Source organism: Cytophaga aurantiaca DSM 3654 (genome assembly GCF_000379725.1).
GTDB lineage: Bacteria > Bacteroidota > Bacteroidia > Cytophagales > Cytophagaceae > Cytophaga > Cytophaga aurantiaca.
In genome coordinates this window covers 24,524-38,649 of sequence record NZ_KB903623.1, presented here as the reverse complement: position 1 = coordinate 38,649, position 14,126 = coordinate 24,524, and the positions used below count along the sequence as shown (strand labels likewise).

The 14,126-nt window shown below is 37.1% G+C and carries 11 protein-coding genes; 2 read left to right on the top strand and 9 right to left on the bottom strand.

Going from position 1 to position 14,126, the window contains the following annotated elements:
* Positions 1-3,222 (top strand): M1 family metallopeptidase, encoded by a 3,222-nt coding sequence (locus tag A3EE_RS0103635; RefSeq protein WP_018342074.1) that lies wholly within the window; start codon positions 1-3, stop codon positions 3,220-3,222.
* A gap of 331 nt (positions 3,223-3,553) precedes the next feature.
* Complete coding sequence (tnpA, locus tag A3EE_RS0103630; protein WP_018342073.1) at positions 3,554-4,003, top strand: IS200/IS605 family transposase; 450 nt, start codon at positions 3,554-3,556, stop codon at positions 4,001-4,003.
* Positions 4,004-4,075: 72 nt separating this feature from the next.
* On the opposite strand, the gene A3EE_RS0103625 is transcribed toward tnpA, so the two are convergent.
* The 9 genes from A3EE_RS0103625 to A3EE_RS0103580 form a co-directional block, all read right to left on the bottom strand.
* Positions 4,076-4,969 carry a zinc-dependent peptidase gene (locus A3EE_RS0103625; protein ID WP_157446870.1) on the bottom strand — a complete coding sequence of 298 codons (894 nt, stop codon included), beginning with the start codon at positions 4,967-4,969 and terminating at the stop codon, positions 4,076-4,078.
* 24 nt (positions 4,970-4,993) lie between these two features.
* Complete coding sequence (locus A3EE_RS0103620; RefSeq protein WP_018342071.1) at positions 4,994-5,773, bottom strand: zinc-dependent peptidase; 780 nt, start codon at positions 5,771-5,773, stop codon at positions 4,994-4,996.
* A 187-nt stretch (positions 5,774-5,960) separates the two neighbouring features.
* Positions 5,961-6,404, bottom strand: a complete 444-nt coding sequence (locus tag A3EE_RS0103610; RefSeq protein ID WP_018342069.1) for a hypothetical protein — start codon at positions 6,402-6,404, stop codon at positions 5,961-5,963.
* A gap of 22 nt (positions 6,405-6,426) precedes the next feature.
* Complete coding sequence (locus A3EE_RS0103605; RefSeq protein WP_018342068.1) at positions 6,427-6,897, bottom strand: DUF6495 family protein; 471 nt, start codon at positions 6,895-6,897, stop codon at positions 6,427-6,429.
* Positions 6,898-6,961: 64 nt separating this feature from the next.
* The gene (locus A3EE_RS0103600) at positions 6,962-7,705 is read right to left on the bottom strand and encodes a (Fe-S)-binding protein (protein ID WP_033417516.1); all 744 of its coding nucleotides are present in this window, start codon (positions 7,703-7,705) and stop codon (positions 6,962-6,964) included.
* Between the two features lie 31 nt (positions 7,706-7,736).
* Complete coding sequence (locus A3EE_RS0103595; protein WP_018342066.1) at positions 7,737-8,606, bottom strand: hydroxymethylglutaryl-CoA lyase; 870 nt, start codon at positions 8,604-8,606, stop codon at positions 7,737-7,739.
* Entirely contained in the window at positions 8,606-9,562 is a 957-nt protein-coding gene (metF, locus tag A3EE_RS0103590) for a methylenetetrahydrofolate reductase [NAD(P)H] (protein WP_018342065.1), read from the bottom strand. The genes A3EE_RS0103595 and metF overlap by 1 nt, the downstream gene beginning before the upstream one ends.
* A gap of 735 nt (positions 9,563-10,297) precedes the next feature.
* Positions 10,298-12,991, bottom strand: coding sequence for a methionine synthase (gene metH, locus A3EE_RS0103585; RefSeq protein ID WP_018342064.1), 2,694 nt, complete (start codon positions 12,989-12,991; stop codon positions 10,298-10,300).
* Between the two features lie 17 nt (positions 12,992-13,008).
* Complete coding sequence (locus A3EE_RS0103580) at positions 13,009-14,022, bottom strand: homocysteine S-methyltransferase family protein (protein ID WP_018342063.1); 1,014 nt, start codon at positions 14,020-14,022, stop codon at positions 13,009-13,011.
* Positions 14,023-14,126: the final 104 nt, after the last annotated feature.

Genomic DNA, 14,126 nt, shown 5'->3' with positions numbered 1-14,126 from the left:
ATGAAATACCTATTTATAAGTTTCTTATTCATTCTTGCATATACCACAACTGCACAGAACAATATCACACCTTCTTTTAGATCGAAAGAAAATCCGCATTACTGGAAAAACAAAATCCCAAGAGCAGATTATTGGCAGCAAGATGTACATTATACCATTGATGCGACACTTGATGACTCATTGAATACGATCACCGGAAATTCATTTAAACTTGTCTATTGGAACAACTCTCCAAACGATTTGAATGAATTGTATTTCCATCTGTTTCAAAATAGTGCTCAACCGGGATCTTATTATGAAAATTTAAATCAGAATAATAAAATACCGATCAAGTATGGCAAGTATGAGCAGGAAGGTTTAGGTACAATAACTGAAAACATACAGGTCAACGGACAACCTGTAAAAATCGAATTAGATAACACTATACTAAAGGTATTTTTAAACAAACCTTTGCTCAGTGGAGACTCATTGGTTGTAACAATGAAATTCACTACGTACTATGACAATGGCAGTATGCGCCGGAGAATGAAGTTTTATGAAACCTTTAATACCAAACATTTTGATGGTGTTTTCTGGTATCCTTCTATTTGTGTATACGACAAAAAATTCGGATGGACGACCGATCAGGATCTGGACAAAGAATTCTATCACGACTTTGGAACGTTTGATGTATCTCTGACGCTTCCTCAGGAATATATATTGGATGCGACGGGTGTAATGATGAATGAAAAAGAAGTTTTACCTGATACCCTTCGTGCGAAGCTTGACATTAAAAACTTTGCAAACAAAAAATTCGGAGAACAACCATCTATTATTATTCCAAAAGTAAAAGGTAAAACCAAAACGTGGATCTTCCATGCAGACAACGTACATAATTTTGCCTTCACTGCTGACCCCTTATACCGCATTGGTGAAACGTCATGGAACGGTGTACGTGTGATCACACTTGCTCAGGAACAGAGTGCTTCGAAATGGCAGCAATCCGGAGAATACACAGCACGGATCATCAAAACCTACTCTACCGATTTTGGCATGTACGACTGGCCAAAGATCATCATTGCAGATGCAAAGGATGGTATGGAATACTCCATGCTTACCTTAGACAATGGTACCTATCCGCAGCATCAGTATCTGCTATCGCATGAAGTAGGTCATATGTGGTTTTACGGAATGGTCGGTTCGAATGAAACCTACCGTGCGTTTATGGACGAAGGATTTACACAATTCTTAACGGTGTGGTCTATGGATAAGCTCTTGGGTGCAAAACGCGCCCGTGCCCATACCAATAAGTTCATCGAAAAATATCTTGATTCTGCAATTAACAGAAACGATTACTTATACGCACCTTACTTAAATCATGTAACCGAAAATTTTGATGAACCATTAAACACACACTCCTGCGCCTTCAATGGAGCTGTGCGTCACAGCGGTAATTATGGATTGGTCTATTTCAAAGCCGGAACCATGTTATACAATTTAAAATATGTATTGGGTGATTCGCTGTTTATTGGTGCAATGAAACATTATGTTCAAAAATGGAAATTTGCACATCCCTATCCGGAAGATTTCAGAGATGCAATTATTGAATACACCAAAACAGACTTAAACTGGTTCTTTGATGAATGGTTAGAGACTTCTAAAAATATAGACTACAAAGTAAAATCTGTCAAGAAAATTTCTTCAACCAATCAACACTTCAAATACGAACTTACCTTTGAACGCATTGGCAGAATGCAGATGCCCTTAAAATATATTGTAACATTTGAAGATGGCACAACAAAGAAATTTTTGATTCCCAATACATGGTTTGTGCCACCAACAAAAGACAGTGTATTAACTAAATGGTATGGCTGGGATCTGCTTCAACCAACTTATACAACCGTACTCGAAACAGATTCAAAAATAAAATCTGTGATCATTGATCCGGAAATGCTGCTTGCAGATTCTGATAATTCGAACAATCAATGGGGAAAGAAAACCAACAGTACCTGGCAATTTGATCACAGAGTACCTCAGGCAAAAAGCTGGAAGTACCGTCGTAACTATATACGACCGGATATCTGGTATAATGGGTTTGATGGTGTGCAAGTAGGTGTTCATGCGGAAGGAAAATATTTCAACAAGTACAATTACCATGTGAGTGTGTGGGGCAACACTACTTTAGGCCAGAACTTAAGAAATTCTACAGACCTTAATCCACAATACATTGCCTTTAATGCTATCTATAACAGACAGCTTAGCAAAGTATCCAGAGAAATGTATGCGAATACACAATTGGCGTACAATGCGGGCATTTGGAAAGGTATTGTAGGATTGGAAAAAACATTCCGGAAACAAGATCAGTCTAATCCCCGATATACAAAGGTTTCTGTATTTGCGAAGTATTTGGTAAATGAATATAATTATCAGCCCTATCTGTTGTATCCAACGGAATGGGGTGTTCGAAATCAATCTACACAATGGGTGAATGCATCGTTCAATATTTCTATTCTGCGAAAATACGTTTATACAAAAGGCAACGGAACAATTAACATCTCTATTCGTGCACCATTCATTGCCAGCGATTACAACTATTCTCAGATCACAGGTGAAGCAAAAAACAATTATGCACTTACTAAAAAGCTTGATCTAAAAACACGAGCGTACGCGCAGCTTGGCTTAAATGATGTACCGCTTGAAAGTTCTTTATATGCAGCCGGTGCAAATCAGGAACAACTGATCGACAACAAATACACACGTGCAATCGGGTTCATTCCATTTGATTGGCTGAACTATCAAAACACAACCAATCATTTCCAATACGGAGGCGGATTGAATCTACGAGGTTATGCAGGAAATGTATGTACAGAAAAAGTTTCTTCTTCTAACGGCGACAGTATTGTATATGCATACAACGGACAAACAGGAGGCTCAGTAAATCTGGAATTGGAGTTCGATAAATACATAAAAATTAAGCCCAAAGGTTTTACAAAAAACATTCATTTTGATATGTATGGCTTCTTTGATGCAGGGATTTTAAATTATAAAGTAGTTACGAAGAATTATTGGAGTAGTTTCAGAATGGATGCAGGCTTAGGCACTGCAATGACGATCAAATTTACTCCGTACGACATCACTCCTCTTGTAATCCGTGCAGACTTCCCTCTCTGGATCAACACTCCAACTGCCGGAGAAAATTATGGAGATTTTAGATGGGTGTTGAGCGTGAATCGGGCGTTTTAGGGTGCTACTTACTTAATCTTGGGGCGATGCCTATATACTTTTCTAGGGGCGATGCCCATCAGATCCTAGGGGCGATGCCCCTAGCTATGCTATTTCAGGCTTACAGCCTGATTGTCTTTTCATAGCAAAATTTCATTATAAAAGTTAACAGTACAATAGAATAATTAATACTAATTTTACTACCTAGCCTGTAAGGCTTGCATATCATAACTAGGGGCATCGCCCCTAGGATCTGACAAGCGAGGAGCATTGCCCCTAGTTATAATTTGTAAGGCTTTCAGCCTTTTCTTTTTTCATAGTTTAATATATTTTCATCAGCTAACTTTTTAAAATGGGACAATCTTTATCGCAGATGTATATACATCTGATCTTCGGAACTAAAAACAGATACCCTTTTATTTCCGAAACAATTGAAGCGGAATTGCATCAATATATTGCTGAGATACTGAAAAGTTATGCATCTCCTGCACTAAAAATCAATTCTATGCCAGATCACATTCATATACTTTTCCGTTTATCCAAAAATCACACCTTAGTAAAGGTCGTAGAAGAAATCAAGAAACATTCATCTAAATGGATGAAAAGTAAAGGGATTGATGGCTTCACCTGGCAAATCGGTTATGGAGCCTTCTCTGTAAGCAGCTCAAATATTGAAGTGGTTTCCAACTATATCTTAAATCAAAAGGAACATCATAAAACTATTTCCTTTAAAGATGAAGTTGAAAGCTTTATGAAAAAACATCAACTTACAGAATATGATTCAGTATTTTTCTGGGAATAAAAATCACCACCAAGCCTGAAAGGCTTACATATCAAAACTAGGGGCATCGCCCCTAGAATAACACTCTACGACCTAAAAAAACTTCGCTTCATACTTATACATCCCCAATGGATCCTGGCGCAAAAGCTTAGATAAGGCTAAATACATAGCAGGCTGATTGGCATGAAAATGTTCCGGGCGTTCAAAGAAGTACTCTACCGCTACTGCAAAATACAGATCGCGATCAACCTGATCATAATCGTTGTATTTTGATTTACCGCTTTGGATATATTTTTCTGCTTGTTGCTTATACAGTTTATCAAATGTTTTAAAAGTGTGGCGGTTAAAAATACCTTTCTGGCTAAACTGATACTCTAAACTCAAGGCCATAGCCATGATTTTCAATCCGGGATTATATCCATCCGTTATTGATGAATACCCGGCTGAGAATGTCTCCCAGCAAATTTCAATTTGTTTTGTTTCTCTAAACGTATTTAGATTCGTAACGTCTTTAGCTGTAATATTGATCGTATTGAAACTGGATAAATAATACGATTCTCTACCAAACAATATTTGTATAGAAGTTGCTGCAATCATCACCTTCATTTCTTCTGTAATTTCAATTTCATCCGTTGAAACAAACTTTTTATTAATCAAAAAATGATTTACACGCTTTCTGAATTCACGTCGGGCATTTTGATTCAATACTTTATAATATGGAAACTTTTCTTTAAGAATTTGTTGACGTCCTTCACTCAATGGATCAAAATATAAAAACAGTTTGAATAGTTTATATTCATACGCTTTGCAATAATGATAGAGCGACACAGAAGCGAGTAATATAAATGGTAAAAGAAGAGCAATTATCCATACATAAGTAGGATAATGTCTTGTATCACGTCCTCCGCGAGTATACCCATAATATCTTGCAGAAACGCTAAAATTAATTACAAACAATAAGATTGATGTTATAAAAGAACGTAACATAATCATTCTATAAAATAAATTCAATTAATTAAAAAACTTCTCTTTGTACTTATACATCCCAAGTGAATCCTGGCGAAGCAACTTAGACAATGCCAAATACATGGCAGGCAGATTGGCCTGAAAATGTTCGGGACGCTCAAAGAAATATTCTACAGCTACCGCAAAATATTCGCTACGATCTACTTTACTATAACTATCGTATTTAGACTTGCCGCTTAAAATATATTTTTCAGCTTCCTGTTTATACAAACGATTAAATTCTTTGTAGGTCGATTCGCTAAACAATTTATTTTCACCAAATTGATGCTCCAGATCCAGAGCCATTGCCATCGTCTTAATTCCAGGATTAAAACCATCGGTTAAGGATTTATATCCTTGTTCAAATTCGTCCCAGGATATTTGAATGGATCTGTTTGTGTGAAGTTTATCAAGCTGTACCGGAAAGTTTTTAGAAATTAAAATCGTATCAAATTTTGAAAGATAATATGCTTTCCGTTTAAAGAGGATCTGAACAGCAGTAGCAGCAATCATGACCTTCATCTCTTCAGTTATCACAATATTGTCAACAGATTCAAATCGTTTATTCGTAATAAAATGCTGAACGCGATTTCTAAATTCCTCCTTATCTTTTTCATTCATTTTTATGTAATAGGGAAATTGCAAATCAAGAATACGTCTACGTTCCTCATTTAATGGAACAAAATATCGGAACGTTATATATTCCCACAAATAATATTCATTTTCTTTGCAATACTTTAATATTCGAAATGAAAAAATAATAATCAGAAGTATGAAAAATTGCATGAGGTTTTATTGTTTAAACGGTTCGTATTTAGGGAGAAGAATGATTGGATTTCTTTTCTCTTTAGAATTTATAGCCTTTAAATAACTTTCATATTCATAGCCGGAATCAATATGTTCGTAGTACTCTATTTTTTTCTTCCAAGACATTTCATAATATTCATTAGTAGCATTTTTTACAAAGTCGTTTTTAGCTGATTTTTTTTTGAGCAACAGTAAGTTTGTTATCAATTGCTTTCTCAAAAACATATCCTATATACGCATATATCTTATTGTTAACAGGTTTGCCAAAATCTTCTCTATAACTAAAATCTTCATTCTGAAACATCATAAGCGTATCTTCCGGAGTGTAATCGAAGGCTTTAGTCGTATCATAAACCGGACAAACCAAAAATAATTGATACATCAAATTATCTTGGGTTTCAAAAGAAGTGAAATATTCTTTTTTCTCATGCGTTGCCCTAATATACTTTTTGATTTTATAAAAAACATGCAAATGAACCGTATCAATGTATGATACATCTTCGAGATAGAATAATGTTGTATCTGCAGATTGTTTTTTTTGTGCCTGTACAGAAAAAACAGATAAAAAACATGTAATAACTGTAAACAGATATATGGGTAGTTTTTTCATATTAAAACAATAGAGAATCTATTTACAACTTCAAACACAACGCCTTAAACAAACCACCGTCCGATATGGTACAGCCCGCCTGTATCATATCAAACAATTCACGTTCTCTTGTTTTAGAATATGATTTGGAAGTTGTGCGTACAATTAATTTATCCGGAGGGTTAATTGCTGAAGCTTCTATAAATGCTGAATCTAAAAAATTCACAGCAGAATCGTCTTCCGATTCCATTGCAACCAATACCAATTTATCTGTCAAACATTGAAATGCGTGTACAAAATTTTCTGCACGATATTCCAGATACATTACGTTTCGCATAATTCCTTCAAAAACCACATCACTGAACAATTCAATGATCTGCTCTGCCCCATCTTTATCTTCCGCTTTCATCTTAACCCAATCCTCTGCTGTAATACCATTCAATACAAGGTATTCAACAAATTCTTTTTCAAGTTCCGTCAGTTCTTCAAAAGTTAATAGACGATAGGTAGGCATAAAATTTGAATTATAAATTATGGATTATGAATTATAACAACGTGGTATTGTTAGTGCATTCATTTTATTTCAAACCACTTGCAAGCACATCACAGATATGCATGGTTTTAATCGGCAACTTGTTGTGTTTGATATAACCATCTAAATGCATTAGACAGGAAACATCTGTAGATACAATAATGGATGCGCCTGTATCCATTGCGTTACGCACTTTCTGTTCGGCCATACCTACTGAAATAGGTTCAAACTTAACGGCAAACGTACCGCCAAATCCACAGCAGGTTTCATTATCTTTTAATTCAAGAAGTTCTAAGCCTTTTACATTGTTAAGTAACGTACGCGGGCCTTCCTTGATCTTACATTCTCTCAATGCACTACATGAATCGTGATACGTAATCTTTGCATCTAAAGCCGCACCGGGTATAGAGGTAACACCCAGGATCTTTGTTACAAACTCGGTAAATTCAAACGTATTTTGTTTCACGCGTTTGTAATCCAATATATAGGATGTAGAATCAAACAAACGGCTGTAACTGTTGCATACCATACCTACACAGGATGCAGACGGAGAAACAACATATCTATTAGGAGTTGAAAAATCTTTTAGAAACTTCACCGCAACTTCTTTCGCTTCTTCAAAGAAGCCTGCATTAAAAGCAGGCTGGCCACAGCATGTTTGCTTTGGATTGTAATGCACTTCACAACCTAAATGTTCTAATATTTTCACCATATTAAAACCTGTTTCAGGATATACCTGATCAACAAAACAGGGAATAAAAATATCAACGACAATTTTTTTAGATCTCATGTGCGTATATATTTTTGCAGCCATTGCCGCGTTATCTCATAAATATTTCAGATGCCTGTTTCAACGCATCATTGAAGTATCTCCGATCTATCCCTGAAGGAATGGATCGTGATTCAAGTTCGTCTAATAAAACTTCTGTATTAATATTTCCAACCAACTCATCCTTCGCCATCGGACAACCGCCAATACCCAAGATCGTTGAATCAATGCGTTTGCAGCCGGCATCCAATGCTGCCTGTATTTTCAGCTTAGCAGTTTCCGGTCGCGAATGAAAGTGCGCACCAAATTCAATATGCGGATACGAAGCCAATAACGTTCTGAATAAACTTCTAATCAGTTCAGGCTCTGAACTTCCAATGGTATCTGATAAGGAAATTGTTGTGATCTCTAATTGATCCAGTTGTTTTACAAAATCAATTACGGTTGAAGGTGAGTATGCTTCACCGTATGGATTTCCAAAGCCCATGGATAGATACACCACTAAGTTTTTCTGATGACGGATACATAAATGCTGAATCGCATCTACAGTACGAATGGCTTCATCAATGCTCTTATTCGTATTTTTTTGCTGGAACGTTTCTGAAAGCGATAAAGGAAAACCTAAATAATCAATCTCCGGATAGGTTAAGGCCTGCTCTGCTCCTCTTTCATTTGCGATGATGGATAATAATGCTGCGCGATCGCCATCCAGATTTAACAGATCCAGCACATCGGCTGTATCTTTCATCTGCGGAATGGCTTTGGGAGACACAAAACTTCCAAAATCAATGGTATGAAAGCCGGAACGCAATAAGGTATTGATGTATTTCGCCTTTACTTCCGTAGGAATAAAGGGTAAAATACCCTGCATGGCATCCCTGGGGCATTCAATAAGCTTGATATGTGAAGCAATGGTCTGCATTAAAATACCTGTGAAGCGATGGATTTAACTGTATCAGACTTACCCATAGAGTAATAATGCAGTACAGGAACGCCTGCCTGCATCAATTCTTTTGATTGCTGCACAGCCCATTCAATACCAACCTGACGAACCTGCTCGTCATCCTTACATTTTTCCACTTCCTTAACCAATGCTTCAGGCATTACTAAATGGAAAATATTAGGCAGTATTTGTAATTGTTTTTTTGTTGTTAAAGGTTTGATACCAGGCAGAATTGGAATCGTAATTCCATTTTTTCTGCACATAGCAACAAAGTCTAAATACTTTTTATTGTCGAAAAACATTTGTGTTACGATATAATCACTACCGCAAGCAACTTTATGTTTTAGGTTTTGAATATCAATTTCCATTGAAGGAGCATCCATATGCATTTCCGGATATGCTGCAACACCTACACAAAAATTTGTAGGAGTCGGATTCAATAAATCCTCTTCAACATAAATTCCATTATTCATATCTTTGATTTGTGAAACCAATTCAGAAGCATAACTATAGCCACCCGGTTTTGGAATAAAACTTCCTTCAAATTTTATTGGATCACCACGTAATGCCAAAACATTATCAATTCCCAAAAATTGAAGATCAATCAATGCATCTTCTGTTTCCTGCTGATTAAATCCACCGCAAATTAAATGTGGAACGGCATCTACCTTAAAACGGTTCATAATTGCCGCACAGATCCCAACCGTCCCAGGACGCTTACGAACAGTGATCTTCTCTTTGGTACCATCTGCACGTTCTTTGATCTGATAATCTTCTCTGTGGTAGGTAACATCGATAAATGGAGGTTTAAATTCCATCAATGGATCAATAGCATCAAAAATCGATTTTATATTTTGTCCTTTAAGCGGAGGTAGTATTTCAATTGAAAATAATGTTTTGCCTTTTGCTTCAGCAATGTGTTCGGTAACCTTCATTTATTCATTCATTAGTAATACTACAAAAGTACATAAATCATCCCGAATCCTATGCACGTAATTCAATTCCTTCTATACGAATGATCAACTTTACTAACACTCATGAAAAGATTATTCTATGTACGTGGTATGATTTACAATTCACTTCACGTAGCAGAGTTATGCACATCACTCAACTGATTTATAAAATATTTTTCACGATGAGGTTATCAACAATTTGTACTTCAGAAATATTTTACAATTTGATTCAGATGATTTTTTAATTGATATATAAAAAAAAATTCTACCGTTGGGCAACGATAGAATTTTTAACTTTAGTCAAGCAAATATGTTTATTTAATTACAAAAATGAATTAACCACTATTTGCGATTGGATAATCCTAGGAGGTATTATAAAACTAAATTAACTAAAAAAGCCTCAAATTGCAATAAAATGCGATTATTATTATTTCTTCCAATGGAAACTCTATATACAAATTATATAATACTTCATTAGAAAAATACAAATTGAAGATTGCATTCATATAGCAACAATTTCAAATACAAGAACTTATAGCGTAATAATTTTATTTTTAAAAATTGATTTTACCAATCCCAACAGCCAAAGTAAATAATTGTACTATTCCGATATCCCATTTTGAATAATGCCCTCTATGAATTGATTTTCTTAATAAAAAAAAGAAATCCCTGTCCATTTGGATGAACAGGGATAAAATTCAAAAGTTTGAATATTTATTAAACGTCGTAGGTCAAATTCGGAGCCAGCCACTTTTCCATGGTCGAAAGGTTCATATTTTTTCGGTTGGCATAGACCTCAACCTGGTCTTTAGCAACCTTACCCAAGCCAAAATATTTGGCATCCGGACTGGCAAAATAAAACCCTGAAACAGAAGAAGCCGGATACATCGCCATACTTTCAGTAAGAATAATACCCGTAGTTTTTGTTGCATCAAGCAATTTAAACAGATCCGGTTTTTCAGTATGATCCGGACAAGCAGGATAGCCTGGCGCCGGACGAATACCGTCGTATGATTCTTTAATCAGTTCTTCGTTGTCCAATGTTTCATTGGATGCATATCCCCAATACTCTCTACGAACCTTCGCATGCAGACATTCTGCAAATGCTTCCGCTAAACGGTCTGCAATGGCTTTCAGCATAATGCTGTTATAATCATCGTGGTCTTTTTCAAAACGTTCCAGATGTGGCTCAATACCCATACCAGCTGTTACTGCAAACATACCGATGTAATCTTTTTTACCGGATTCTTTCGGAGCAATAAAATCCGCTAAGGAAATATTCGGAACGTCTTTACCCTTTTTACCTTGCTGTCTTAAGAAGTGAAACTTCTTCGTCACTTCCGTTCTTGATTCGTTGGTATATACTTCAACCGTATCATCGTTTACAACAGATGCAGGATATAAGCCATACGCAGCATGTGCGGTAAGCCATTTCTCTGCAATCACTTTATCCAGCAATGCATTGGCATCTGCATACAACTTCGTTGCTTCAACTCCAATCACAGGATCTTTTAAAATCTTCGGATACTTGCCTTTTAACATCCATGTCTGGAAGAATGGAGTCCAATCTATGTATTCACGAATCTCAGCTAGTGAAAAATCATTTAAGGAATAGGTACCCAATTGTTTCGGAGTAACTATTTTAGCCGCATCCCAATCAACTGCGTATTTATTCGCACATGCTTCTTTGTACGTTACATAATTTTTATCTTCACGCTTGTTCGCGTAATCTTCACGAAGCTGTGTATATTCCGCTTTAATTTCTTTTACAAAGCCTTCGCTTGCATCATCACTCAACAACTTACTCGCAACAGGTACGCCTTTGGATGCATCCAATACGTGAATAACAGCACCGCTGTAATTCGGGTCGATCTTAACAGCAGTGTGTATACGGGAAGTCGTTGCTCCACCAATCAACAATGGAATTTTGAAACCTGCGCGCTCCATCTCTTTCGCCACGGTAACCATCTCATCTAAAGACGGAGTGATCAAACCGGAAAGTCCGATGATATCAACTTTTTCACGAATGGCTGTTTCTAATATTTTAGCAGCAGGCACCATAACACCGATATCCACGATATCATAATTATTACACGCCAACACAACACCTACAATATTTTTACCGATATCGTGTACATCGCCTTTCACCGTTGCCATCAATATTTTACCGGCATTGCGCTGATCACCGTTCTTTGCTTTCTCTTCTTCGAGGAATGGCATCAGATACGCAACGGATTTTTTCATTACACGTGCACTCTTTACTACTTGGGGTAAAAACATTTTCCCTACTCCAAACAAATCCCCTACTACGTTCATACCGGCCATCAACGGACCTTCAATCACTTTTAGCGGGATCACATATTTCTGACGGGCCTCTTCGGTATCCGCATCAATAAATTCAATTTCTCCTTTTACCAGAGCATAGGTTAAACGTTCTTCAACGGTACCTTTTCTCCACTCCAGATCTTTAACCTGAACTTTATCTGTACCTTTAACACGGTCTGCATATTCCAATAAACGTTCGGTTGCATCGTCTCTTCTATTCAACAATACATCTTCAACGCGTTCCAATAAATCTTTCGGAATGTTTTCATACACCTCAAGCATGGCGGGGTTTACAATACCCATATCCATACCTTCTTTGATGGCATAATACAAAAACACAGAGTGCATTGCTTCACGTACGGTGTTATTTCCTCTGAAAGAAAACGACACGTTACTTACACCACCACTCACATGTGCACCTGGAAGATTTTCGCGGATCCAGCGTGTAGCTCTGAAGAAATCCAATGCATAATTCTTATGCTCATCAATCCCTGTTGCTACCGGAAAAATATTCGGATCGAAAATAATATCGTTCGGATTGAAGTCAAGCTTATCGACAAGCAAACGGTATGAACGCTCGCAAATAGAAATACGTCTGTCGTATGTATCAGCCTGTCCGTCTTCGTCGAAAGCCATTACAACAACCGCCGCTCCATACTTTTTAATTTTACGTGCCTGCTCTAAATATTCTTTTTCACCAGCTTTTAAACTGATGGAGTTTACAATACCTTTTCCCTGAATACATTTCAAACCAGCTTCGATCACATGCCATTTGGATGAATCGACCATCACAGGTACACGTGAAATTTCAGGTTCAGAAGCCAACAGATTTAAATAGCGAACCATTGCAGCCTCGCTATCCAACATCCCTTCATCCATGTTCACATCGATCACCTGCGCGCCGCCGCGCACCTGATCCAATGCAACTTCAATTGCTTCTTCGTATTTATTTTCTTTGATCAAGCGTAAAAACTTAGCTGAACCTGTAACATTGGTACGTTCACCAATATTTACAAAGATTGAATCTCTATCAACAATAAGTGGTTCTAATCCGCTTAATTTTAATTTACCAATTTTGTAACTCATTATCCTTACTTATTCAACTACGCTTCTACTTCTTCTAATTTACGTGGAGCAAATTTTGCAGCTACTTCTGCCATTGCTCTGATGTGGTCTGGCGTACTACCACAACATCCTCCTAAAATATTTACCAATCCTTCTTCAAGGAAAACTTTTATCTGCTCTGCCATCTGCGCAGGTGTTTCATCGTATTGACCAAACTCATTTGGCAAGCCGGCATTCGGATACGCACTTACAAAGAACGGCGCTTCTTTCGCTAATACTTGTAAATACGGACGAAGTTCTTTCGCACCTAAGGCACAATTCAAACCAACAGATAATAGCGGTCCGTGTGAAACAGAAATTAAAAACGCTTCGGTTGTTTGTCCTGAAAGCGTTCTACCGCTGGCATCTGTAATGGTAGCTGAAACCATCAACGGAACTTCTTTCCCTGTTTCTTCAAACAATTCCATGATTGCATAAATAGCAGCTTTGGAATTCAATGTATCAAAAATGGTTTCAACCAATAACAGATCTGCACCACCTTCAAGCAATCCGATCGCCTGATCTTTGTATGCTTTTGCCAATTCATCAAACGTTACTGCTCTGTAGCCCGGATCATTTACATCCGGAGAAATAGAAGCCGTACGGTTCGTAGGTCCGATCGCGCCCGCAACATAACGCTGCGGTGATCCCGGATTCTTTTTCATGAATTCATCTACTGCTTCTCGCGCAACTTTTGCACCATAGTAGTTGATGTCGTACACCATATGTTCTAAGCGGTAATCTGCCTGTGCAATGGTTGTACCGCTAAACGTATTTGTTTCAATAATGTCTGCGCCCGCTGCTAAATATTCGGTATGAATTGCTTTGATCACATCCGGACGTGTAAAACTCAACAAATCATTATTTCCTTTTAACGGATGATCGTGATCTTTCAATTTATCGTTTCTGAAGTCTTCTTCTTCCAATGAATATCGTTGGATCATGGTACCCATTGCACCATCCAAAATCAAAATCCGCTTGGACAATTCACTTCTAATATCTGCCTTTGTCATAACTATTCCTTTCTACATAAAAGCCTGAATTACAAACCTACACACTTGTTGCCTGAAAGACAACTCATTTAAATGAAACTTCCTACATGAATCATACAACACAT